Below are 22,842 nucleotides of genomic sequence, written 5' to 3'. Positions count from 1 at the left end.
ACGGATCACTCCGGCGCACCCGGTCGACTTCACTGCGTGACTACCTGAGCACTGTAACCACGGGTCTATGACCGGAGAACAGCGATTCTGTGACTTCCTGGCCTGGGTGACGGATCAAAAGCGGGCGATTCCTGCCCAGATGGGGCGCACTTGCCACGTGCGCACTCCAGAGAAAGGCCGGTTGCGCATTCATCCTCGACACCGGCCTTGACAGCGGGATTGGTCTGGACCAACTCTCTTGTCATGCCCATACTCAGCAGAAAACCGCGGTTCCGGACCGCGGCCCTCACCACGGCCCTCGCCCTGGGAGGCGCCCTCGGTCTCGCGGGACCGGCGTCCGCCGCGGACGTCAACAACGCGAAGAACGCCGGCTTCGAGTCCGGCCTGACCAACTGGACCTGTTCGGCGAGCAGCGGTACGACCGTCGCCTCCCCCGTGCACGGCGGCTCGGCCGCGCTGAAGGCGACGCCCGCCGGGCAGGACAACGCCAAGTGCGTCCAGACGGTGGCCGTGAAGCCGAGCTCCACCTACACGCTGAGCGCCTGGGTGCAGGGCGGCTACGCCTACCTGGGCGCGACCGGCACCGGCACCACGGACGTGTCGGCCTGGACCCCGGACTCCGCCTCCTGGAAGCAGCTGACGACCACCTTCACCACGGGCGCCTCGACGACCTCGGTGACGGTGTACACGCACGGCTGGTACGGCCAGGCCGCGTACGTCGCCGACGACGTGTCGGTGTACGGCCCGGACGGGGGCGGCGGGGGCGATCCCGCTCCCACGGTCCCGTCGGCACCGGCCGGTCTCGCGGTCTCCGGCACGTCCTCCTCGTCCGTCTCCCTCGCCTGGAACACGGTGTCGGGCGCGACGGGCTACAACGTCTACCGCAACGGTACGAAGGTCACGGCGGTGACCGGGACCTCGGCGACCGTGACGGGGCTGGCCGCGTCGACGTCGTACAGCTTCCAGGTCACGGCGGTGAACTCGGCGGGTGAGTCCGCGAAGTCGGGTGCGGTGACGGGGACGACGAGCGCGTCGACGGGCACCGGGGGCGGTGCGGTGCCGAAGCACGCCGTCACCGGGTACTGGCAGAACTTCAACAACGGGGCGACGGTTCAGAAGCTGTCGGCCGTGCAGTCGCAGTACGACATCATCGCGGTGGCGTTCGCGGACGCGACGACGACTCCGGGGGCGGTGACCTTCAACCTGGACTCGGCCGGGCTCGGCGGGTACACGGTCGACCAGTTCAAGGCGGACATCAGGGCGAAGCAGGCGGCCGGGAAGAAGGTCGTCGTCTCCGTGGGCGGACAGAACGGCACGGTCGCGGTGAACGACCCCGCCTCCGCGGCGAACTTCACGAACTCGGTGTACGCGCTGATGCAGACGTACGGCTTCGACGGCGTGGACATCGATCTGGAGAACGGGCTCAACGCGACCTACATGTCCCAGGCGTTGCGATCGCTCGCGGCAAAGGCGGGGTCGGGCCTGGTGCTGACCATGGCACCGCAGACGATCGACATGCAGTCGACGTCCAACGCGTACTTCCAGACCGCGCTGAACGTGAAGGACATCCTCACGGTCGTCAACATGCAGTACTACAACAGCGGTTCGATGCTGGGCTGCGACGGCAAGGTGTACTTCCAGGGTTCGGTGGACTTCCTGACCGCCCTGGCCTGCATCCAGCTGGAGGGCGGACTGTCCCCGTCCCAGGTGGGGTTGGGCCTCCCGGCGTCCACGAGCGGGGCGGGCAGCGGCTACGTCTCGCCCTCGGTGGTGAACAACGCGCTCGACTGCCTGACGAAGGGCACGGGCTGCGGCTCCTTCAAGCCGTCGAGGACCTATCCCGACCTGCGCGGCGCCATGACCTGGTCGACGAACTGGGACGCGGCGGCGGGCAACGCGTGGTCCAACACGGTGGGACCGCACGTGCACGGGCTGCCGTAGCGGGGGGTCAGGACGTGGCCGGGTTGTCGCCCTGGATGACCTGCATGACCTGCCGTCCCGCCTCCCCGATCGTCGGGCTCAGCTCATGCACGCCGGTGCCCTGGAGCGTCACCAGGCCGGAGTGCACGGGATCGATCGCGTGGTCCGGACGGCCGTAACGCACGATGCTCGTCACCGTCAGATCGATCGGCGCCCGCGTGTCGCGAACCAGCGAGAAGCGGGCGCCGAGGCGGACGGGGCCCCGGAGGCAGCGCACGACCACGGTCGCCTCCGTCGCCCCGGCGCCGCGCACCTCGTGGATCTGCAGTTCGGCGTCCACGCTCACACCAGGGGCCGGTAGTACCCCAGCACCGGTGCCAGCCGGGCGAACCACTGGCCCAGCGTGTCCCGGCCCTTGGCGTCGACCACGCACTCGTAGAAGCGGCCGTCGGGGTGGACGACGGCCATCATCAGGGTCTTGCCGTTGGGGCCCGCCTTGTAGTGGACGCTGCGGACCTCGTGCCAGGGGAACTCGGCGGTCTGGCCGTGGGACTCGAAGGCGACCCCCGCCGAGTCGACGACGATGGAGTTGTGGCGGTCCACGGCCATGAACTCCGGGCCCTCGGGGGGCGGGGGCGGGGGCGGGTAGCCGTAGCCGTACTGCGCGGGCGGCGGCCCGAAGCCCGGCGGCGGCGCGGTCGGTGGGGCCATGGGCGCAGGAGGGGGCGGGGGCTGGTCGCCGTAGGGCCGGCCGGGTGGTGGGGTGGTCATCGGCATCCGTCCCCTCGCGTCACGGACTGCTTGCAGATCATGTGAAACATTCTCCCCGCCCCACAGCGTCAGAGAAGTGAGGACCTCTTCCACGGCCGGGCGCACAGCATCAGGGGGAACACATGAGACAGGCCCGCGCGGACGAGTACGCGGAGTTCGCCGCTGCCCGGGCCGGACATCTGTACCGGTCGGCGTGTCTGCTGACCGCGGGTGACACCCATCTCGCGGAGGACCTGGTGCAGGAGGCGCTCGGGCGGATCTACGTCCGCTGGAGCCGGATCTCCCAAGTCGGCAACCCCGCGGCGTACGCGCAGACCGTCCTGGTCCGGGTGTTCCTGACCCATCGGCGCCGCCGCAGCAGCGGGGAGCGCGCCACCGACGTCCTGCCGGAGGTGGCCGTCGCCGGTGTCGACACGCCCCTGCGGCTGACGCTGCTCGACGCCCTGGCACGGCTGCCCGCCAAGGACCGGGCCGTGGTCGTCCTGCGCTACTGGGAGGACCGCTCCATCGAGGAGACCGCCGGCGCCCTGAACGCCAGCGCGGCAGCGGTCCGCACGCGCTCTACCCGAGCCCTGAGGCAACTGCGCGGGCTCCTCGGCGAGGACATCGGCGCCTACGCCCGGCCCTGACCGGCCACCCGACTTCCCTTTCGACCGACCGACCGACCCGGAACGGTGGCTGACCCATGCTCACAGACCAGCACAAGGACCCCTTCGAGGAGCGGCTCACCGCCGCCCTGCACGAGACCGGCGGCGGGTTCGACGCCGACCGTACGGCCCTCGCCGCGCGCGGCGCGGTGCGGGGCCGGCGCAAGCGGTTCGTGCGGCGGGCCGCTGTCACCGCGGGCGCCGCGAGCGTCGTGCTCGCCGGCGTGGGCGGGGCGCTGGTCCTGCGGCCGGGCGGTACGGCGGCCGAGGCCGTGCCGTCCTCCGTGACGGCCTCCGCCAAGCCGACGCCGAGCGCCACGGCCACGCATGCGACTGACGAGCAGATGATCGAGACCCTCAAGAGGCTGTTGCCCAAGGGCGACTTCAGCGAGGAGCGCGGGCAGGGCACCGAGCCGACCGACAAGCTGAAGGTGCCCGCGCCGTCCGCGGGGCTGGTCTTCGACGACGGCAAGGGCGCCGCGGCCATCGGGGTCAGCGTGGGCCGGGTGCAGCCGGGCGGTACACAGGCCCGGCAGGCGGCCCAGTGCCCCGACCGGGTGTTCATCCCGTACGACGCCTGCAGGACGAGCCGGCTCGCCGACAGCTCCGTGGTCACCGTGCTCCAGGGTTACGAGTATCCCGACCGCCGGGTGGACACCAAATTCTGGACCGCCGAGCTGGTCACCCCGACCGGGCAGCACATCACCGTGAGCGAGTGGAACGCGGCCGCCGAGAAGGACAAGCCCGTCACCCGGACCGATCCCCCGCTGACTCCGGCTCAGCTGACGCGGCTGGCGGCGGCGAAGGAGTGGCGCGCTGTCGCGAACGCCCTCCCCGAGCCCCTCCCCGAGCCGGAGCTCCCGGGCTCCGACCTGCATGCCCGCACCAACCTGCTGGCCTTGCTGCCCAAGGGACTGAAGGTGACCGACAAGAGCAGCGACGACGGCGACTTCGCCTACGCCGTGGTCGACGACGGCAAGGGCAGGAGCCTGGTCCAGGTCAACGTGCAGCCCGACATGCTGGACGTGGCCGGCGACCTCTTCGGCTCGGGCTCCGAGACCCTGCCCGACGGCACCCGGGTCGCCGTCAAGCAGGGCCCCGGGGACCGGGGCGACCAGGTCATGTGGACCGTCGACACCATGCGCGCCGACGGCAGGCGCGTGGTGATCAGCGCCTTCAACGCCGGCACCCAGAACGAGTCCGCGACCCGTGCCACCCCCGCGCTCAGCATCGCCCAGATGCGGAAGATGGCGCTCGACGCCCGGTGGTGGAGCGGCAGTTAGAAGAACTCCGACCACGGCTGGTCCCAGATCTGCTTCACGCACAGGACCAGGAAGAGCAGGCCCGCGATCGCCAGCATGGCGTTGCTGAGGGGGCCGTTGCGCCACTCCCTGGGTGTGCGGGAGGTGTTCAGCAGCCACATCAGGGTGCCGGCCAGGAAGGGCAGGAAGGCCGCGCCGAGGACGCCGTAGATGATGACCAGGCGGAAGGGCTGGCCCTGGAAGAGGAGGACCATCGGGGGGAACGTCAGCCAGAGCAGATACGCGCGGAAGGGCCAGGAGCGCTCGCGCGAACCGGTGGCGACCTCCTGGCCGGAGCCCGCGGCACCCCCGCGGTCGCGGTAGCGCGCCACGAAGTCGGCGAACATCAGACTCACCCCGTGCCAGACGCCGATCAGCGAGGTGAAGGAGGTGGCGAAGAAGCCGATGAGGAAGAACTTGGCGGTCGCCGAGCCGTACTCCTCCTCCAGGATGTCGCTGAGCTGGATGAGCCCCTTGTCGCCGCTCGCGATCGCCACGTCGGCGCTGTGCAGCAGTTCCGCGCCGACGAAGAGCATGGCGACGACGAAGATGCCGGTGGTGATGTAGGCGACCCGGTTGTCGAGCCGCATCACCTTCATCCAGCCGGTGTTCGTCCACCCCTTGGCGTTGACCCAGTAGCCGTACGCCGCGAGCGTGATGGTGCCGCCGACGCCGCCGATCAGGCCCAGGGTGTTGAGGATGGAGTCCTTCTCGTCGGGCAGGACGGGGAGCAGGCCCGCGAAGGCGTCCGGCAGGTTCGGGGTGACCCTGATCGCCAGGTACACCGTCACCACGAACATGACGCCCACCAGGACCGTCATGACCTTCTCGAAGACCGCGTACTTGTTGAACCAGACGAAGACCAGGCCGACCAGACCGCAGGCGATGGCCCACCATTCGAGGTCCATCACGTCCGGGAACAGTGCCTGGAGCGGCAGTGCGCTCGACGACATCGCCGCCGCGCCGTACACGAAGCCCCAGATCACCACGTAGACGGCGAAGAACCAGGTGGTCCAGCGGCCCAGGCTCGCCCAGCCCTCGAACAGGGTGCTGCCGGTGGACAGATGCCAGCGGCCCGCCGCCTCCGCGAGGGAGATCTTGACCAGACAGCCGATCACCGCGGCCCACAGCAGGGTGTAGCCGAAGTTGCTGCCCGCGATGAGTGTGGCGACGAGGTCTCCGGCGCCGACGCCGGTCGCGGCGACGACGATCCCCGGGCCGATGTAGCGCCAACTGGACTTGCGGGGTACGGAGTTCGCCTCACCGGTCACTTTGTTGTCCGTGGTGTCCGCCATGAAGGTAAAGAAACCCTAAAGGTCGCTGCCGGGCAAGAGGGCGTGCGGTGAAGGAAGTCGGGTGGGGCTACGCGTACCGCAGTCGTACGGTCGACCCGTCCCGGTGTGCCCGTACGTCGACGTACGCACACACCTGACGCGCGTACCAGAGTCCCTGCCCGGGCTCCAGGTCGGTGGTGACGGGCGGGACGAACCCGGCGAGGGGGTCGTCCACCCGGCGCTCGGAGCGCAGTTCGCAGACGCAGTGCGTGTCCTGTCCCCACAGCAGCGCGGTACCGCTCCGCTGCCCGACCGCCTCCGCCGCCTCGGCGACGGCCGTCGCGAACAGCTCCGCGTCGGCGGGCGGCAGACCCCGGTCCTGCGCCCTCACCCGTACGGCGTCGGCGGCCAGGTCGGTGAGGAGCTCGGCGTCCGGCGGGGGCGGCGCGAGGGGTACTGCGTCCAGCTCGGCGGCGAGGCGTACGGGGTCCTCGTACACGCCCGTACCGGGGTGGGCCCTGCGGACCGCGTCGATGATCGCGGGACCCGCGGTGCGGCTGTCGTAGGCGCACAGGGCGGTGGTGGCGAGCGGCGCGAAGAGGAGGTTGGCGAGGGCTTCGTAGCGGATCCACTCGGTGGTCTCGCGGGGGGAGCTGCCGGCCCGGCCGTTCCAGACGGGTTCCATGAGGAGGTGGATACGGCCGCCGGGCCCGGCGTGCGCGGCGAGGTAACCGGCGCCCTGCGCGACCGCGTTCGCGGCGGAGCCGGTGTACCAGTCCGTGTGCTCGATGAGGGTGACGCGCTCGGCGTCCGTGCCGAGGATGTCCCGGAGCAGGGCGAGGTTGTGGGGGGAGGCGATGGCCGCGGGCGGAGGTTCCCCTGGGGCGGCGAGGGCTTCGGCGAGGAAGGGGAGGGCGGCGGCGAGGAATCCGTCGTCGGTGCCGTAGGTGGCCATGCGGTGGTCGAAGGCGGGGGTCATGGAGGGTCCTTCGGTGGGGTGGAGGGTCGGGCGGCGCACTTCCTCGCACCGTGGACGAGGCCCTCGTCCACGCACACCGCCTCACTGTCATCCCGGCCCTCACATATACGCACGTACCGCTCACACCCGCGGGTGCACTTCCTCCGGGACCACACCGTGCCGCAGCGGTCCGCGTACACTGCGCGGCCCCCGGAGCTCATCAAGGACCCACAGGGAACGCACAGTTCACGCCACCGCGTCTTTATTCACTCTTGACCTGCTCATGCCACGAGCCCACGATGAGCGGCACACCCGCACCGGCAGTACGTCGCAGAACTCGCTGAAACACCCCCGCTCCACTCCCCACTTCCGGAGATCCCGGAATCCCTGGAGAACACAGGAGACTTCATGCGACTTCGCACACGCGGTTCAGGCGCCCGCGGCGGCACCCGCTACGCCACCCTCGCCGCCGTCGCCTCCCTCATGACCCTCGCCCTCGCGGCCCCACTCTCCGCGAACGCAGACAGCGCGCCCAAGGCGGCACCGAGCACCGAGGACGTCCGCCAGTACGAGATCCACCAGCACTCGACACCCGTGACCCGTACGGCCATCCAACAGACCGGGGTGACCGTCGACGAGGCCGACGAGGAGACCGTGGTGGTCTCCGGACGCGCCGACCAGATCAGAAAGCTGCGTCAACTCGGGTACGAGGTCACCGCGTTGGGGTCGGCTCCGAGCCGTGCCGCGGAGGACGAGGCCCGGCTCTACGACTTCCCCTCGGCCGACTCGCGCTACCACAACTACGCCGAGATGAACGCCGAGATCGACCAGCGCCTCGCCGCCTACCCGAACATCATGAGCAAGCGGGTCATCGGCACGTCGTACCAGGGCCGGGACATCGTCGCGATCAAGATCAGCGACAACGTGGCGACCGACGAGGCCGAGCCCGAGGTGCTGTTCACCCACCACCAGCACGCCCGCGAGCACCTCACGGTGGAGATGGCCCTGTATCTGCTGCGCGAACTCGGCGCGGGCTACGGGAGCGACTCACGGGTGACGAACATGGTCAACAACCGCGAGATCTGGATCATCCCCGACCTCAACCCCGACGGCGGCGAGTACGACATCGCCACCGGCTCCTACCGCTCGTGGCGCAAGAACCGGCAGCCCAACTCCGGTTCGTCGGCGGTCGGCACCGACCTCAACCGCAACTGGGCCTACCGCTGGGGCTGCTGCGGCGGCTCGTCCGGTTCGACGTCCTCCGAGACCTACCGGGGTACCGCCGCCGAGTCGGCGCCCGAGGTCAAGGTGGTCGCGAACTTCGTGCGCAGCCGGGTCGTCGGCGGGGTCCAGCAGATCAAGACGAACATCGACTTCCATACGTACAGCGAACTGGTGCTGTGGCCCTACGGGTACACGTACTCCGACACGGCGACCGGGATGACGGCCGACGACAACGCCGTGTTCAAGACGGTCGGGCAGAAGATGGCCGCGAGCAACGGGTACACACCGGAGCAGTCGAGCGACCTCTACATCACCGACGGGTCGATCGACGACTACCTCTGGGGCACGCACAAGATCTTCTCGTACACCTTCGAGATGTACCCGACGTCGAGTTCCGGTGGCGGTTTCTACCCGCCCGACGAGGTGATCGAGCGGGAGACGTCCCGGAACCGGGACGCGGTGCTGCAACTCCTGGAGAACTCGGACTGCATGTACCGGTCGATCGGGAAACAGGCGCAGTACTGCTAGAGGTTTGTGCTCCTAAGGAGTCTCGTCGGACTCGTCTTCCTCCGGCTCCGGAGTCTCGTCCTCGAAGTACGCGTCGAGGACGGCGTCTATCTGTTCGTCCCACTCCTCGAAGCTCGACCGCGACTTGGCCTCGATCTCGATCGGGTACCAGCGGCGGTCCGGGGTGTGCACCGTGATGGTGTAGCGCTTGCCGAACCGGGGCGTCTCCGTCTCGATCGCGCCGATCTCGTCCCAGCGGAACTCGCAGGACTGGTCGTCGAGGGAGAGACGGACGCCCCGGTGATCGGCGACGATCTTCGCGCGCCGGTCGGAGGCCTCGAAGACGGGGCCGTCGGGAGCTTCCTCCTCGACGGCCTCGGCGGCCTCGGCGGCCTCGACTGGCTCCTCCGCAGTGGCCTTCGCCTCCGTCTCCTCCGGACTTGCGTCCTCCGCCTCGTCGGACACGGGCGAGGTGAGCCCGGGGATGAAGGCCGGGTCGAACCCGGCGCCTTCCAGGGGCTGGCTGCTCGAACCTATGCGCTGCTCCACAGCGGGCAGTATGGTCGACGATCCTGTGCCCGGAACACCCGGCCCCTACATCGTTATCGGACGCCTACATGGGGCTACCGAGTTTCATTTGCAATGCATCGGGCTCCAGCCCGGAGGTGAAGCGGATCCCGTGACCGCGGCGCCGGGCGTCGCGGCGTCGTTCCGGCGGAGCCGGACACTGTGGTCACAGGGGTGAGGCGGGGAACGGTTGTTCCCGGCGACATCGAGTGGTGTGTGTTCGTACGATCACCGAATGCAGCTTCGGTACGCCTTCCGCCTGTACCCGGAGCCCGGTCAACGCACCGCGTTGGCCAGGGCGTTCGGGTGCGCGCGGGTGGTGTTCAACGATGCGGTACGGGCACGGGAGGACGCCCGCACTGCAGGCCTGCCGTTCCCGAAAGCGGCCGAGCTGTCGAAACGGCTGATCACCCAGGCCCGGCACACGGTCGAGCGCTGCTGGCTGGGCGAGGTCTCCTCGGTGGTGCTGCAGCAGGCTTTGCGGGATGTGGAAGCCGCGTACCGGAACTTCTTCGCCTCCCTCAAAGGGGAGCGCAAGGGGAAGCGGGTGGGTGCACCGCGTTTCAAGTCGCGTAAGGACACCCGGCAGTCGATCCGGTTCACCGCCAACGCCTGCTGGAAGATCACCAGCGGTGGGCGGTTGGCTCTGCCGAAGATCGGTGCCGTGAGGGTCAAGTGGTCGCGGGCCCTGCCCGCCGCGCCCTCCAGCGTGACGGTGATCCTGGACTCGGCGGGCAGGTATTTCGCCTCGTTCGTCATCGACACCGACTCCGCAACGGACCAGGCGCGCTGGAATGAGCCGGAGCCGGGCAGCGCCCTCGGCATCGACCTGGGGCTCACCCACTTCGCGGTCCTCTCCGGCGGCACGAAAATCAGCTCCCCGCGGTTTCTGCGCCGCGCGGAGAAGAAGCTGAAGAAGGCCCAGCGGGAACTGTCCCGCAAGCAGAAGGGATCGAAGAACCGGGCCAAAGCCCGGCTGAAGGTCGCCCGCGCCCACACGGGCGTGGCGGACGCGCGCAAGGAGTTCCACCACCAACTCTCCACCCAGTTGATCCGCGACAACCAAGCGGTCGCGGTGGAGGACCTGGCGGTATCCGGACTCGCACGCACCCGGCTGGCCAAGAGCGTGCACGACGCGGGCTGGGCACAGTTCGTGGCCATGCTGCAGTACAAGGCGCAGCGGTATGGGCGGACCTTCGTCAAGATCGGCCGGTTCGAGCCCACCAGCCAGACGTGCTCCACCTGCGGCCACCGCGACGGGCCCAAACCCCTGCACGTACGGGAATGGACCTGCTCCGCCTGCAAGACCCTCCACGACCGCGACCACAATGCCGCGATCAACGTCAAACAGGCCGCCGGACTGGCGGCATCGGCCTGCGGAGTGCCGGTGAGACCAGAACCCGTTCTGGCGCAGCGCGAAGAAACAGGAAGCCACGGAACCCTCACCCGAACCTGTGCCTCGTAGCGGCTCAGGTTCGGGTGAGGACGGCCAGAATCCCCGGGCTCCAGCCCGAGGAGCAGGTCAAACGAAGACACTCAGTACGGCGGCCACCACGAACCCCGCCACCGACAGCACCGTCTCCAGCACGGTCCACGTCTTCAGGGTGTCGCGTTCGCTGATGCCGAAGTACTTGGCCACCATCCAGAAGCCCCCGTCGTTGACGTGCGAGGCGAAGATGGAACCGGCCGAGATCGCCATGATGACGAGTGCGACGAAGGCCTGCGAGTGGTGACCCTCCGTCAGCAGGGGCGCCACGATGCCCGCCGTCGTCACGATCGCGACCGTCGCCGAGCCCTGGGCCACCCGCAGGACCACCGAGATCAGGTACGACAGCACGAGCACCGGCAGGCCGACGTCGTTGAAGGTGTCCGAGAGAGCCTGGGCGACCCCGCTGGCCTTCAGGACCGCGCCGAAGACCCCGCCCGCGCCGACCACGAGCAGGATGTTGCCGACCGGCTTGAGGGACGCGGTCGACACCGTCTCCAGGGACTTGCGGGACCAGCCGCGGCGGATGCCGAGCAGGTAGTACGCGAGGACCAGCGCGATGGTCAGCGCCACGAAGGGGCTGCCGAAGAACTCGATCACCGAGCGGCCCGTGGAGGGGTCGAGCGCGATCGAGGAGAAGGTGGCGGCGAGGATCAGGACCAGGGGCGTACCGATGATGCCGAGGACCGTACCGAGGGGGACGGGGTCCTCACGGGGCGCGACACCCTGCGCCCGCTGCTCCTCGATCACCGCCTGCCTGGCCTCCGCGGCCGCCTCGACCATGTCCTGCGGTACGGCGACGAAGATGCGGCGGCCGACCCACGCGGAGTACGCCCACGCGGCCAGCACCGCGGGGATGCCGCAGACGATGCCCATGAGGATCACCCAGCCGAGGTCCACGTGGAGCAGACCCGCGGCGGCGACCGGGCCGGGGTGCGGGGGCAGGAAGGCGTGGGTCATGGAGAGGCCCGCCAGCAGCGGCAGACAGTAGAGCAGGATCGACTTGCCGCTGCGCTTGGCCGCCGCGTACACGATCGGCGCGAGCACGAAGATGCCGACGTCGAAGAAGACCGGGATGCCGAAGATCAGGCCGGTGAGGCCCATGGCGAGGGGCGCCCGCTTCTCCCCGAAGAGGTTCAGCAGCCGGGACGCCAACACCTCGGCGCCGCCGCTGACTTCGAGGATCGCGCCGAGCATGGTGCCGAGGCCGATGATGATCGCGACGTGGCCGAGGATGCCGCCCATCCCGGACTCGATGGTGGACACGGCGTCCGAGCGCTGGACCGTGCCGAAGAGTTCGGTGACCGAGAGACCCGCGAGCAGGCCGACGGCTATGGAGACGCCGAGCAGGGCGACGAAGGGCTGGAGTCTCGCCTTGATGATCAGGAAGAGCAGCAGGGCGATACCGATGGCGGCCACGGTCAGCAGACCCGCGGTGCCGTCGATGAGGAGGAGCAGGCCACCGGTGTGGGGTGGGGCCTCGGGGGCGGTGGCGGCGAGCGGATAGGACGACATGGGGGTCCTCTGGGTAAGTACATCCGGCTTTCGGGCAGGGGGGATCGCGGCACGGCGTCCGGTGAGGGGCCGTGCCGTGTACGGCGTGCGGGAGTTGAGGGGGCGTCAGCCGAGAACGGCGAGCGCGTCGATCTCGATGAGGAGCCCGGCGGGCAGACCGACGTAGACGGTCGTGCGGGCGGCCGGGGGCGCGGTGAGGCCCTGCTCCTCGAAGTAGCTGTTGTAGATCGAGTTCATCTCGGCGAAGTGGTCCACGTCCGTCAGATAGACGCGGATCATCATCACGTCGTCCCAGGAGGCACCGCCCTCCTCCAGGATCGCCTTGACGTTGGCGAGAGTCTGGAGGGTCTGCTCGCGCAGGGTGGGACCGGCGGGCGTCGGAGGCTTGCCCTCCTCGGCCGGCAGGAAGCCGACCTGCCCGGCCACCTGGAGGATGTTGCCCTTCCGCACGCCGTGGGAGAACTTCGCGGGCGGCGTGGTGTGGGTGCTCGGGGTGAGCGCGATCTTGTCCGTCATACGGATTCCTTAGCTGTTGTTCTGCCCGAGTACTCGCCGCTGATGGCGTCGGCCGTACGGCGGACCTGTGGGAGGAGGGTGAGGAGTTCCTCGGCGGTGACGACGACGTTGGGCGCGGACACCGACATCGCGGCGACGACCCTGCCGTCGGCGCCCCGGACGGGGGCCGCGACGCAGTTGATGGACTCCTCGTGGCCACCGAGGTCGGTGGCCCAGCCCTGTTCGCGCACCCGTTCCAACTCCTTCAGGAACGCGGGGGCGTTGGGTGTCGAACGGGCCGTGTACAGGGGGTATTCGAGCTTGTCCGCGAGGGCGTGCCGCTCGGCCTCGGGGAGATCGGCGAGCAGCAGCTTCGCGACCGCCGCTACGGTGATGGCGACCGGTTTGCCGATCCGCGAGTACATGCGCACGGGGTAGCGGCTCTCGACCTTGTCGATGTAGAGCACCTCGTCCTCCTCGTAGACGGCGAGGTGGACGGTGTGACCGCACTGCTCGTTCAGCCGGACGAGGTGGGGGTGGGCGATCTCGCGGATGTCGAGGTTCTCCATCGCCTCCTGGGCGAGGGCGATGAGGCGGGCGCCGAGGCGGTAGCGCTGGTCGGACTGCCGGAAGACCATGCCGTGTTCGTGGAGGGTGCGCAGAAGTCGCAGCGCGGTGGACTTGTGGACGCCGAGGCGCTCGGCGACCTGGCCGAGGTCGGCGGGGCCCTCGGCGAGCAGCGGCAGGATGCTCAGTGCGCGGTCGACGGTCTGGCTCATGGGGTGCGTACCTCCTCCGGGGCCGTGTCGGCTTGCGTCCAGCCGGGGCCGAGTCGAAGTGTCCCCCACGTGTCGTCTCCGGCGGCGGCGAGGCGGTCGGCGTGTGCGCGGGCAGGGGGTGCGGCGAGGTCGCCGGGGGTGGTGAGGGCGGCGGCGGCCCAGAGGTGCCCGTGCCGGAGGCAGTCCCGGAGGGGGAGTTCGCGCAGGGTCGCGGAGAGAAACCCGGCGGCGAAGGCGTCACCGGCGCCGGTGGTGGCTACGACGTCCACGGCGAGGGCGGGAACGAAAATGCTCGACGGCGACTGGGACCTGCCCAGGGGCGCGGGGCTGCATCGATGAGCGGCTCCGCCGCGGGGCGCGACCGGCCCCCACTCGGCCGCATCCGAAACGAATGCCGTAGCCCCCTTGCCTCCTTGCTTCACCACCAGCACCGAAGGGTCAGGCAGCACCGCCCGAATCGCGGCAGGACCCCCCGTCACCTCCCACGCCTCCTCGGCCTCGTCCTCCCCCACGAACACGATGTCGGCCCCCCGGGCCAGTTCCAGCAGCACCCGCGGATCATCCGCGTCACGCCACAGCCCGGCCCGGTGATTGACGTCGAACGACACGAGCGGCCGATCCGCGCCAGGAGCCGTCAGCTCGCGCAGCAAGGACAGACACGTGTCCGACAAGGCGGCCGTGATCCCGGAGAGGTGCAGCACCCGCCCCGCCCGCACCGCCGAGAGGTCCACGTTCTCGACCGACATCGCCGAAGCCGCCGACCCGGCCCGGTAGTACGCCACTTCATGCGCGTCCGTGGCCCGGTCCCCCGCCGTACGGAAGTACACCCCCGTGGGCCGTGAAGCATCACGGCCCACGGCCGAGACATCGACCCCGTACCCCCCGACCGTCTCGACCAGGTGATCCCCGAACCCGTCGGCGCCGACCCGGCTGACCCACCGCACCGCGAAGCCGGCGGCAGCCAACCCGCACGCCACGTTCGACTCCGCCCCGCCGATCGCCCGGTCGAAGGACGGCACGTCGGCGAGACGCCCGGGCCGGCTGGGCAGGAACGTGACCATGGACTCGCCGAGCGCGACGACGTCCATGGCGTCGGGGGCATGCACGATGGTCCTGACTCCTTCATTGACCCGGCGTTGGCGTGGATGTTAGACAGCAGTCAGCGACATACGCAATGGACGTTGCACACACTGCAACGCACCTTCAGGGAGGCCCCTTGTCCGGTACCGAAGCGCTCGCCCGCCTCGCGGAGGACCGCGTCGACCACCGCTTCAAGGGGCTCCCCCCGGACGCGGACGGCCTGACCGTCGCCGAGTTGACCTCCCAGCGCCGGAACCTCTTCACCGACGGCTTCACGACCCCCGTGCTCGCCCTCTCCGCCGAGCGCCTGGCGCACAACCTCGCGCTCATGGAGACATACGCCACCCGCCACGGCCTCGCCTTCGCGCCGCACGGCAAGACGACCATGGCCCCCCAGCTCTTCCGGCGTCAGATCGAGCACGGCGCGTGGGGCATCACGCTGGCCGTACCCCACCAGGTGCGGGTCGCGCGGGCGTACGGCGTGCGGCGGGTCTTCCTCGCGAACGAACTGGTGGACCCGGCGGCGCTGAAGTGGGTCGCCGGTGAGCTGGCGGCCGACCCCGGCTTCCGTTTCGTCTGCTACGTCGACTCCGTACGCGGCGTGGAGCTGATGGACGCCGCCCTGACCGGCGCCGCCCGCCCCCTGGACGTCGTCGTCGAGCTCGCCGCCGGTGAGGGCGCCCGCACCGGTGTCCGTACCGAGGCGGAGTGCGCGGCGGTCGCCGACGCGGTCGCGGCCACCGGGACGCTGCGGCTCGTCGGCGTCGCCGGATACGAGGGCGAGGTTCCCGGAGCGGACCCGGAGCGTGTGCACGCCTGGCTGCGCCGACTCGTCGCCCTGGCCGCCGACTTCGACAAGGCGGGACGGTTCGCGGCGGAAGGGCTCGACGAGATCGTGGTCAGCGCCGGAGGCAGCGCCTGGTTCGACGCGGTCGCCGACGTCTTCGCCGAGATCCCCGAACTGTCCCGCCCGGTCCTGAAGTTGCTCCGCTCCGGTGCCTACGTCTCGCACGACGACGGCCACTACCGCAAGGTGACCCCCTTCAACCGGATCCCCGAGGAGGGCGCGCTGGAGCCGGCGTTCCGCCTGTGGACGCAGATCGTCTCCCGCCCCTCCCCCGACCAGGCCTTCGCCAACGCGGGCAAGCGGGACGCGGCCCACGACCTCGACCTCCCCTTCCCCCAGGTGGTCCGCCGGGGCGACACCGAGCGCCCGGCCACCGGCATCGAGGTGACCTCGCTCTCCGACCAGCACGCCTGGCTGGCCACGGCGCCTGGCACCGATCTGGAGGTCGGCGACTGGCTGGGCCTCGGCCTCTCCCACCCGTGCACGTCCTTCGACAAGTGGCAGCTGATCCCGGTGGCGGAGGCCGACGGGACGGTCGTCGAATACATCCGCACGTTCTTCTGAGACCCGAAGGGAGCCCGGCGATGGAGGAGCTCGTCATCCGGGACGCGGACGTGGTCGACGGCAGCGGCGCCCCCTCGTACCGCGCCGACGTGGTCGTGGACGGCGGCCGGATCGTGTCGATCGTCAAGGAGGCCGCCGACGCCGGATGCCAACGGCCCACCGCACGCCGGGAGCTGGACACCGAGGGGCTCGTCCTGGCCCCCGGCTTCATCGACATGCACGCCCACAGCGACCTCGCCCTGCTGCGCGATCCCGACCACAGCGCCAAGGCCGCGCAGGGCGTCACGCTCGAAGTGCTGGGCCAGGACGGGCTGTCGTACGCCCCGGTCGACGACCGCACGCTGGAGGAGGTCCGCCGGGCCATCGCCGGGTGGAACGGCCACGGCGACGACATCGACTTCGACTGGCGGTCGGTCGGCGAGTACCTGGACCGCCTCGACCGCGGGATCGCCGTCAACGCGGCCTATCTGATCCCCCAGGGCACGGTCCGCGCGCTCGTCGTCGGCTGGGAGGACCGCGGGGCGACTCCCCGGGAACTCGACCGCATGCGCGAGTTGGTGGCCGAAGGGATGGAACAGGGCGCGCTCGGCATGTCCTCGGGGCTGACCTACACCCCCGGCATGTACGCCGAGGACGCCGAACTGACCGAGCTGTGCCGGGTGGTGGCCCGGCACGGCGGCTACTACTGCCCGCACCACCGTTCGTACGGGGCGGGCGCGCTCGAGGCGTACGAGGAGATGATCGCCCTGGCCCGGGAGGCCGGCTGCGCCCTCCACCTCGCCCACGCCACCATGAACTTCGGCGTGAACAAGGGCCGGGCACCTGAGCTGCTCGCCGTCCTGGACGAGGCGCTGGCCGCGGGCGCCGACATCAGCCTGGACACCTACCCCTACACGCCGGGCGCCACGACCCTCGCGGCCCTGCTGCCGAGCTGGGCGAGCGAGGGCGGTCCGGAGGCGGTGCTGAAGCGGCTGGCGGACGACGACACCGCCGAACGGATCCGGCACCACCTGGAGGTCGTCGGGGCGGACGGCTGCCACGGCGTGCCGGTCGAGTGGGACACCGTCGAGATCTCGGGCGTCGGCGACGCGGCCCTCGCGGACTTCGTCGGCCGTACGGTCGCGGAGTCGGCCCGGCTGCGTGGCGAGAGCCCCTGGACGACGGCCCGCGGACTCCTGCTCGCCGACCGGCTGGCCCCGTCGATCCTCCAGCACGTCGGCCACGAGGAGAACGTCCGCCGGATCATGCGGCACCCGGTGCACACCGGCGGCTCCGACGGCATCCTTCAGGGCGCCAAGCCGCATCCGCGGGCGTACGGCACGTTCCCACGCTATCTCGGCACGTATGTGCGGGAGTTGGGCGTCCTGTCCCTGGAGGAGTGCGTCGCGCATCTCACCTCGCGCCCGGCGTCCCGGCTGCGGCTGCCCGACCGCGGTCTGGTCAAGGAGGGGTACCGCGCGGACCTGGTCCTCTTCGACCCGGAGACGGTGGCCCCGGGTTCGACCTTCGACGACCCGCGCAGGCTGCCGACCGGCATCCCGCACGTCCTGGTCGACGGCAGGTTCGTGATCGAGGACGGGAGCCGCACGGACGTACTGGCCGGCAGAGCGGTCCGTCACAGTCCCATGTGACGGAACGGCTCGTGCCTTGCTGGTCGCGCTTTACTGGTCGCGCCTTACCGACGGGGCCTTACGGCTTGGGCAGGGTGCAGGTGCTCGCGTTCAGGTTGAGCTGGTTGCCGGTCGTGAAGCAGGCCGGGATGTTGTAGATCTCCTCGGCGTAGTTGATGCCCTCGCGGACGGTGACGTTGCCATTCGCGTCGACCTCGCACGGGTTGTTCTCCGTGCAGCGCTCACCGTCCTCGTTGCCGGTGTTGTTGACGGCGACGACCTTGCCGGTGGACTGGTCGATGACGGGCGAGCCCGAGGTGCCGCCGATGGTCTGGCAGGCGGAGGTGTAGCGGACCGAGTCCTTCCAGGTCCAGTCGCCCTCCTTCAGGCGGTATACGAACCCGTCGATGTTGCAGCTGTAGAGCCGCTTCCAGTAGCCGGAGGCCACCGTGATGGCGGTCCCGGCGGTCGGGTGCGTGTCCTGCACGGTGAGCGCGGAGATGCCGTACGAGCTCTTGATCGACGCGTATGTGCTGGTGAGCTGGTAGATCGAGACGTCCGTGTCGGTCATCGTCCCGTAGGCGAGCTTGCTGGCGCGCAGGGTCGCGACCTTGGTGCCGGAGGAGTTGAGCAGCCCGAAGGTGCGGCTGGACGCCTGGTTGGTGAGGACCTCGCCCGGCTCGGGGAAGCCGGTGGTGAGGCAGTGCCCGTTGCTGAGCACCAGCGCCGGGTCGGTGTCCAGGGAGTTCGGGAACCGGATGACCGAGCCGGAGCAGTTGCTGAGCGAGACGGTCCCGGCGAGGGACACGGCCTTGAGCCCCGGTGACGGTGACGTGACCTGCGACAGGGTCGCGGCGGCGGACGTGACCACGTCGTTGATCACGGAGGCGGGGGTGTTCGTGTGGACGCTCTTGCCGACGCCGGAGGCGGCGGGCTCGGCGGCGACCGCGGGTGCCGCGCCTATCCCGGCCAGGGCCAGGGCGCTGAGCGCGGCGACGAGAGGCTTTCTCATGTGGGGGTCCCCTCTTGCGACTTGGGCGACCGGAAATCTTCCGGCCGCCCGTGAGTTTGTCATGGACATTGTGAAGAAGGGTGGTCACTTGGGCAAGAAGCTGTGCCGAGCCCGCGCCTCTCGACGGGCGACACCTCCACATCCGGGACAGCACGGACCCTCCGCTGCCCGTTGGACGAGATCAACTTACCCAGTCCTACGGCTACTTGGGCTTTTTCGTGGCGCCCTGTCCGCGTCCCTTCCCACCGGAGTTCCCCGGACCGTCGGCGCCGGCCGTGGTGGAGCTCGCCGAAGGAGTGGGCGAGGTGCTGGAGGAGGCCCGGGCCGACGGGCTCTCGCTCGTCCGCGGGTCCCCGGACGCGTCCGCGGAGGGGCTCGCGCCCAATGCGCCGGCGCCGGTCGCCGACCCACCGGAAGCCGTCGCACCCGGGGCCGCCGGATGGGTGGCGGAGGCCGGGTCCGTGGCGTCGCCCGTCCGTGCGGAGGCCGAGGTGGCACCGCCGGCCGGATCCTGCCGGGACTCGGAGGAGGAGCCCGACAGGGACAGCCCCGCGATCAGCGCCGCCGCCCCCACGGCCCCCACGGCCCCGACGGCCACGACCACCCGGCGCGAGCGCCGACCGCCTTCGCCGCGGGCGGCCCGTCGCCGGGCGGCCCGGCCGACGGAGTCCGGCCCGCCCGGCCCCCGGTCGCCGGACTCCGGACCCGCGGGCCCCACCCGGGGGAGCTCGGCCGTCGCGTCGTACGCGGTCTGCCAGCCGTGCGCGGCGGCGGGTCCGGGTACTCCTCGTACGCCGGGGCCGCCGTGGGCTGCGGCTGATAGACGTTCGGCGCCCCGGACTCGTATTCGACTGGCCTCGACATGGCGACGGATTCTAGGGACGGATGAGGCGGCTGGGACAGCTGCCGGCGATAACCACCCAAACCGCCGCGTCTCAAGTGGCGGAAAACACGACCCGCCCACCGTTACCGGGCCGTAAGCTCCCAGACATGCAGGTGATCCAGTCGACCAAGCTCGCCAATGTCTGTTACGAGATCCGGGGCCCGGTTCTCGAGGAGGCGATGCGCCTGGAAGCGGCCGGGCACCGCATCCTCAAGCTGAACACGGGCAACCCCGCCGCCTTCGGGTTCGAGGCTCCGCCGGAGATCCTGGAGGACGTCCTCCGGAACGTCTCGACGGCCCATGGATACGGCGACGCGAAGGGACTGCTCGCCGCGCGCCGGGCCGTCGTCATGCACAACCAGACCATCGGCATCGAGACCGACGTCGAGCACGTCTTCATCGGCAACGGCGTCTCCGAGCTGATCGTGATGGCGATGCAGGGTCTGCTCGACGACGGCGACGAGGTCCTCGTACCGGCCCCCGACTACCCGCTGTGGACGGCCGCCGTGTCGCTGTCCGGCGGTACGGCCGTGCACTACCGCTGCGACGAGCAGGCGGACTGGATGCCCGACCTCGCGGACGTGGAACGGAAGGTCACCGACCGCACCAAGGCGCTCGTCATCATCAACCCCAACAACCCCACGGGCGCGGTGTACGACGAGACCATGCTCAAGGGCCTGACCGACATCGCCCGCCGGCACAACCTGCTGGTCTGCTCGGACGAGATCTACGACAAGATCCTCTATGACGGTGCCACGCACACCCCGACGGCGTCGATCGCCCCGGATCTGCTCACCCTCACCTTCAACGGCATGTCGAAGGCGTACCGGGTGGCCGGGTACCGGGTGGGCTGGATGGCGATCTCCGGCCCCCGCGCGCACGCCGACTCCTACATCGAGGGCCTGACCATCCTGGCCAACATGCGCCTGTGCGCGAACATGCCGGGGCAGCACGGGGTGGTCGCCGCGCTCAGCGGACGGCAGTCGATCAAGGACCTGGTGCTGCCGGGCGGCCGGCTCGTCGAGCAGCGGGACGTGGCGTACGAACTGCTGACCCAGATCCCCGGCGTGAGCTGCGTGAAGCCGAAGGGGGCGCTGTACCTCTTCCCGCGGCTCGACCCCAAGGTCTTCAAGATCAAGGACGACCGGCGGATGGTCCTGGACCTGCTGCGCCAGGAGAAGATCATGGTCGTCCAGGGCTCCGGCTTCAACTGGCCCGAGCCCGACCACTTCCGGGTGGTCACCCTGCCGACGGTCGGGGACCTGCGGGACGCCGTGGGGCGGATCGGGAACTTCCTGGACGGGTACGGGCAGCCGTAGGTCGCGGATCCGGCGTTCAGCTCGCTGAACTTAGACGGGATCTAAGCTAGGATGGTTTCCTGACAGCACAGGAGGCCATCCCATGTACGAGCCGATCCGCACCAAGTCGGTCCACTCCACGATGGCCGACGCCCCCACCGACTTCCCCCACCGCTCCCGCGAGGAAGAGCTGGACATCCAGCTCGCGGGCCATCTCGCCGCCCTGCTCGCCGTCACGGACGAGCTGCGCGCACTGGCCCCGTCCACCGACCTGGACACCGCGGCCGAGCGGCTCGCCCAGCAGGTGGCCCGGCTGCGCGGCGGCGGCGCACCGGCCCGCGCGTCGCTGACCTCGGTCACCTCAGCACCGGACCTCACCGACCTGCACCGCCGCGCCCACGCGGTGGCCGGGCGCGCGCTGCTCGTGGCGGCGTCCCGCCCGGACACGGCGGCGGCGATCCTGGCGGCGGAGCGGATGGACTCCCACGCGGCGGCCCTGGAGCCCCGCGAACTCGCCACCCACTGAGCCTGACGGCTCCCTGAACGGCCCCGGTCCGCGCGCACCCACAGCGACGTGCGGACCGGGTGCCATGCACTGCGTTGGCTTGAGCCGGGGCGCCTGGTCGCCGTAGGGGCTTGTGTGATCTTGCGGGTGCGGGTGCGTCGTGGCTGGTCGCGCCGTTCCCCGCGCCCCTTGCAGGGGGCCGTGTTGATCCGGGACCGGTACCGCGCCCGCCGTTCAGCCACCTCCCCGTAGCGCTTCGTGTCGTCCGGCGGGTGCGGGTGCGTTGTGGCTGGTCGCGCCGTTCCCCGCGCCCCTTGCAGGGGTCTTCGTGATCCGGGGCCGGTACCGCGCCCGCCGTTCAGCCACCTCGCCGTAGCGCTTCGTGTCGTCCGGCGGGTGCGGGTGCGTTGTGGCTGGTCGCGCCGTTCCCCGCGCCCCTTGCAGAGGGCCGTGTTGATCCGGGACCGGTACTACACCTCCCGTTCATCCTTTTCGGCGGGGAATGTTGGGTTCCGCGAGCACGCTCCCCGGCGTGAGACGAATCGTAGGGATCGTCCTCGCGGTCCTGCTGATCGGCGGCGTGGTGGCAGCCGTCGTAGCGGGCCGGGAAGCGGACGACAAGGGCACGGCAACGAAGACCGTGCAAGGAGTGATCGGATCGGAGAAGGCCGAGTTCTTCGCCGATCCCGATGTGGTGAAGGCCCTCGCCGCCAAGGGCTACACCGTGAAGGCCGAGACCTCCGGGTCCTGGGCCATGGAAGGCCTGGACCTCAAGGGGTACGACTTCGCCTTCCCGTCCAGCCAGGCGCCGGCCACAGAACTCGCCGCGAAGTACCGGGTGCGGGGGACCCTCCCCCGCCCCTTCTACTCGCCCCTCGTCGTCGTGGCGCACAAGAGCGCCGCCGGGGTCCTCGCGAGCAACGGCCTGGCCACGCTGGACGCCGAGCACCGCGGCACGCTCAGGATGGCCGCGTTCCTCGACGCGGCCCACGATGACCGCACCTGGCAGCAGCTCAAGGGCGCCGACAAGTACGGGGAGTTGACCGGCACCCTCTACCTCTCCAGCACCGACCCGGAGACCTCCAACTCCGGCGCCCTCTACCTCGCCGACGCCTCCTACGTGGCGAACGGCGGCAAGGTCGTCGCGAGCGACGCCGACGTCAGGAGGACGACTCCCCTGCTGCACAAGCTGGTCAGCGTGCAGGGCGCCCAGCAGTCCAGCACCGACGCGGCCTTCCGGGACTTCGTCAGCGGCGCCGGCAACCCGCTCGTCCTGGTCTACGAGTCCCAGGTCGCCTCGCTCCTCGCGGACGGGCAGCACCCCGACGACCTGGTCGTCCTCTACCCGGACACCACGGTCAACAGCGACCACACGGTCGTACCGCTGACCGACGACGGCCGGGCCCTCGCCGAACTCCTCTCCAGCGACCCGCGGTTGCGGAAGCTGGAGGTCCGGCACGGCTTCCGGCCGCAGGGCGAGGCCACCGAGTTCGCCTCGGCCACCACCTATCTCAAGCAGGAACTGACCGGCGTCCGCCAGGCGCCCGTGCCCACCTCCGCGGTGCTGCACGAGCTGGCGCGACGGGCGCGCGGATAACG

At 70.3% G+C, this 22,842-nt stretch carries 21 protein-coding genes; 10 read left to right on the top strand and 11 right to left on the bottom strand.

The window, feature by feature from the left end:
* Positions 1–243: 243 nt before the first annotated feature.
* The gene (locus ABZT93_RS02990; RefSeq protein ID WP_356097915.1) at positions 244–1,941 is read left to right on the top strand and encodes a glycoside hydrolase family 18 protein; all 1,698 of its coding nucleotides are present in this window, start codon (positions 244–246) and stop codon (positions 1,939–1,941) included.
* A gap of 7 nt (positions 1,942–1,948) precedes the next feature.
* Here the strand turns inward: ABZT93_RS02990 and ABZT93_RS02985 are convergent, their stop codons facing one another.
* A complete protein-coding gene (locus tag ABZT93_RS02985; protein WP_356097913.1) occupies positions 1,949–2,260 on the bottom strand; it encodes a hypothetical protein in 312 nt (103 codons plus the stop codon).
* A 2-nt stretch (positions 2,261–2,262) separates the two neighbouring features.
* A complete protein-coding gene (locus ABZT93_RS02980) occupies positions 2,263–2,691 on the bottom strand; it encodes a hypothetical protein (RefSeq protein WP_356097910.1) in 429 nt (142 codons plus the stop codon).
* Between the two features lie 122 nt (positions 2,692–2,813).
* Between ABZT93_RS02980 and ABZT93_RS02975 the strand changes: the two genes are divergently transcribed.
* On the top strand, positions 2,814–3,320 hold the full coding sequence (locus tag ABZT93_RS02975) for a SigE family RNA polymerase sigma factor (protein WP_356097907.1): 507 nt from the start codon (positions 2,814–2,816) through the stop codon (positions 3,318–3,320).
* A 56-nt stretch (positions 3,321–3,376) separates the two neighbouring features.
* Positions 3,377–4,621 carry a hypothetical protein gene (locus ABZT93_RS02970; protein ID WP_356097904.1) on the top strand — a complete coding sequence of 415 codons (1,245 nt, stop codon included), beginning with the start codon at positions 3,377–3,379 and terminating at the stop codon, positions 4,619–4,621.
* Here ABZT93_RS02970 and ABZT93_RS02965 read toward each other — a convergent pair.
* The gene (locus tag ABZT93_RS02965) at positions 4,618–5,934 is read right to left on the bottom strand and encodes an Nramp family divalent metal transporter (RefSeq protein ID WP_356097901.1); all 1,317 of its coding nucleotides are present in this window, start codon (positions 5,932–5,934) and stop codon (positions 4,618–4,620) included. The genes ABZT93_RS02970 and ABZT93_RS02965 overlap by 4 nt on opposite strands.
* Before the next feature lie 67 nt (positions 5,935–6,001).
* A complete protein-coding gene (locus ABZT93_RS02960; protein ID WP_356097898.1) occupies positions 6,002–6,892 on the bottom strand; it encodes an MEDS domain-containing protein in 891 nt (296 codons plus the stop codon).
* A 387-nt stretch (positions 6,893–7,279) separates the two neighbouring features.
* Here ABZT93_RS02960 and ABZT93_RS02955 point away from each other — a divergent pair, with 387 nt between their 5' ends.
* Complete coding sequence (locus ABZT93_RS02955; RefSeq protein WP_356097895.1) at positions 7,280–8,623, top strand: M14 family metallopeptidase; 1,344 nt, start codon at positions 7,280–7,282, stop codon at positions 8,621–8,623.
* Positions 8,624–8,635: 12 nt separating this feature from the next.
* On the opposite strand, the gene ABZT93_RS02950 is transcribed toward ABZT93_RS02955, so the two are convergent.
* Positions 8,636–9,151 carry a hypothetical protein gene (locus tag ABZT93_RS02950; protein WP_356097892.1) on the bottom strand — a complete coding sequence of 172 codons (516 nt, stop codon included), beginning with the start codon at positions 9,149–9,151 and terminating at the stop codon, positions 8,636–8,638.
* A gap of 253 nt (positions 9,152–9,404) precedes the next feature.
* Between ABZT93_RS02950 and ABZT93_RS02945 the strand changes: the two genes are divergently transcribed.
* Entirely contained in the window at positions 9,405–10,634 is a 1,230-nt protein-coding gene (locus ABZT93_RS02945; protein ID WP_356097889.1) for an RNA-guided endonuclease TnpB family protein, read from the top strand.
* Positions 10,635–10,691: 57 nt separating this feature from the next.
* On the opposite strand, the gene ABZT93_RS02940 is transcribed toward ABZT93_RS02945, so the two are convergent.
* From ABZT93_RS02940 to ABZT93_RS02925, 4 genes are all read right to left on the bottom strand, one after another.
* Entirely contained in the window at positions 10,692–12,170 is a 1,479-nt protein-coding gene (locus ABZT93_RS02940) for a gluconate:H+ symporter (RefSeq protein WP_356097886.1), read from the bottom strand.
* Between the two features lie 105 nt (positions 12,171–12,275).
* Positions 12,276–12,686, bottom strand: coding sequence for a RidA family protein (locus ABZT93_RS02935; protein WP_356097883.1), 411 nt, complete (start codon positions 12,684–12,686; stop codon positions 12,276–12,278).
* Positions 12,683–13,444 carry an IclR family transcriptional regulator gene (locus ABZT93_RS02930; protein WP_356097879.1) on the bottom strand — a complete coding sequence of 254 codons (762 nt, stop codon included), beginning with the start codon at positions 13,442–13,444 and terminating at the stop codon, positions 12,683–12,685. The genes ABZT93_RS02935 and ABZT93_RS02930 overlap by 4 nt, the downstream gene beginning before the upstream one ends.
* On the bottom strand, positions 13,441–14,532 hold the full coding sequence (locus ABZT93_RS02925) for a sugar kinase (RefSeq protein ID WP_356098459.1): 1,092 nt from the start codon (positions 14,530–14,532) through the stop codon (positions 13,441–13,443). The genes ABZT93_RS02930 and ABZT93_RS02925 overlap by 4 nt, the downstream gene beginning before the upstream one ends.
* Positions 14,533–14,660: 128 nt before the next feature.
* Between ABZT93_RS02925 and ABZT93_RS02920 the strand changes: the two genes are divergently transcribed.
* Positions 14,661–15,935 carry an amino acid deaminase gene (locus ABZT93_RS02920; RefSeq protein WP_356097876.1) on the top strand — a complete coding sequence of 425 codons (1,275 nt, stop codon included), beginning with the start codon at positions 14,661–14,663 and terminating at the stop codon, positions 15,933–15,935.
* A 20-nt stretch (positions 15,936–15,955) separates the two neighbouring features.
* Positions 15,956–17,566 (top strand): D-aminoacylase, encoded by a 1,611-nt coding sequence (locus tag ABZT93_RS02915; RefSeq protein ID WP_356097873.1) that lies wholly within the window; start codon positions 15,956–15,958, stop codon positions 17,564–17,566.
* A gap of 58 nt (positions 17,567–17,624) precedes the next feature.
* On the opposite strand, the gene ABZT93_RS02910 is transcribed toward ABZT93_RS02915, so the two are convergent.
* Both ABZT93_RS02910 and ABZT93_RS02905 read right to left on the bottom strand, forming a co-directional pair.
* The gene (locus ABZT93_RS02910; RefSeq protein ID WP_356097870.1) at positions 17,625–18,557 is read right to left on the bottom strand and encodes a serine protease; all 933 of its coding nucleotides are present in this window, start codon (positions 18,555–18,557) and stop codon (positions 17,625–17,627) included.
* 202 nt (positions 18,558–18,759) lie between these two features.
* Complete coding sequence (locus tag ABZT93_RS02905; RefSeq protein ID WP_356097867.1) at positions 18,760–19,155, bottom strand: hypothetical protein; 396 nt, start codon at positions 19,153–19,155, stop codon at positions 18,760–18,762.
* Between the two features lie 392 nt (positions 19,156–19,547).
* On the opposite strand from ABZT93_RS02905, the gene ABZT93_RS02900 reads away from it, so the two are divergent.
* From ABZT93_RS02900 to ABZT93_RS02890, 3 genes are all read left to right on the top strand, one after another.
* Positions 19,548–20,759, top strand: coding sequence for a pyridoxal phosphate-dependent aminotransferase (locus tag ABZT93_RS02900; protein WP_356097864.1), 1,212 nt, complete (start codon positions 19,548–19,550; stop codon positions 20,757–20,759).
* A gap of 82 nt (positions 20,760–20,841) precedes the next feature.
* Entirely contained in the window at positions 20,842–21,264 is a 423-nt protein-coding gene (locus ABZT93_RS02895; RefSeq protein WP_356097861.1) for a hypothetical protein, read from the top strand.
* Positions 21,265–21,775: 511 nt separating this feature from the next.
* Positions 21,776–22,840, top strand: a complete 1,065-nt coding sequence (locus tag ABZT93_RS02890) for a substrate-binding domain-containing protein (RefSeq protein WP_356097858.1) — start codon at positions 21,776–21,778, stop codon at positions 22,838–22,840.
* The last annotated feature ends 2 nt before the right edge of the window (positions 22,841–22,842 follow it).

The sequence above is a fragment of the Streptomyces sp. NPDC005303 genome (assembly GCF_040607335.1).
In the GTDB taxonomy this organism is placed as follows: domain Bacteria; phylum Actinomycetota; class Actinomycetes; order Streptomycetales; family Streptomycetaceae; genus Streptomyces.
The sequence above is the reverse complement of the archived record's forward strand: the minus strand, read 5'-3'. Positions and strand labels throughout refer to the sequence as shown.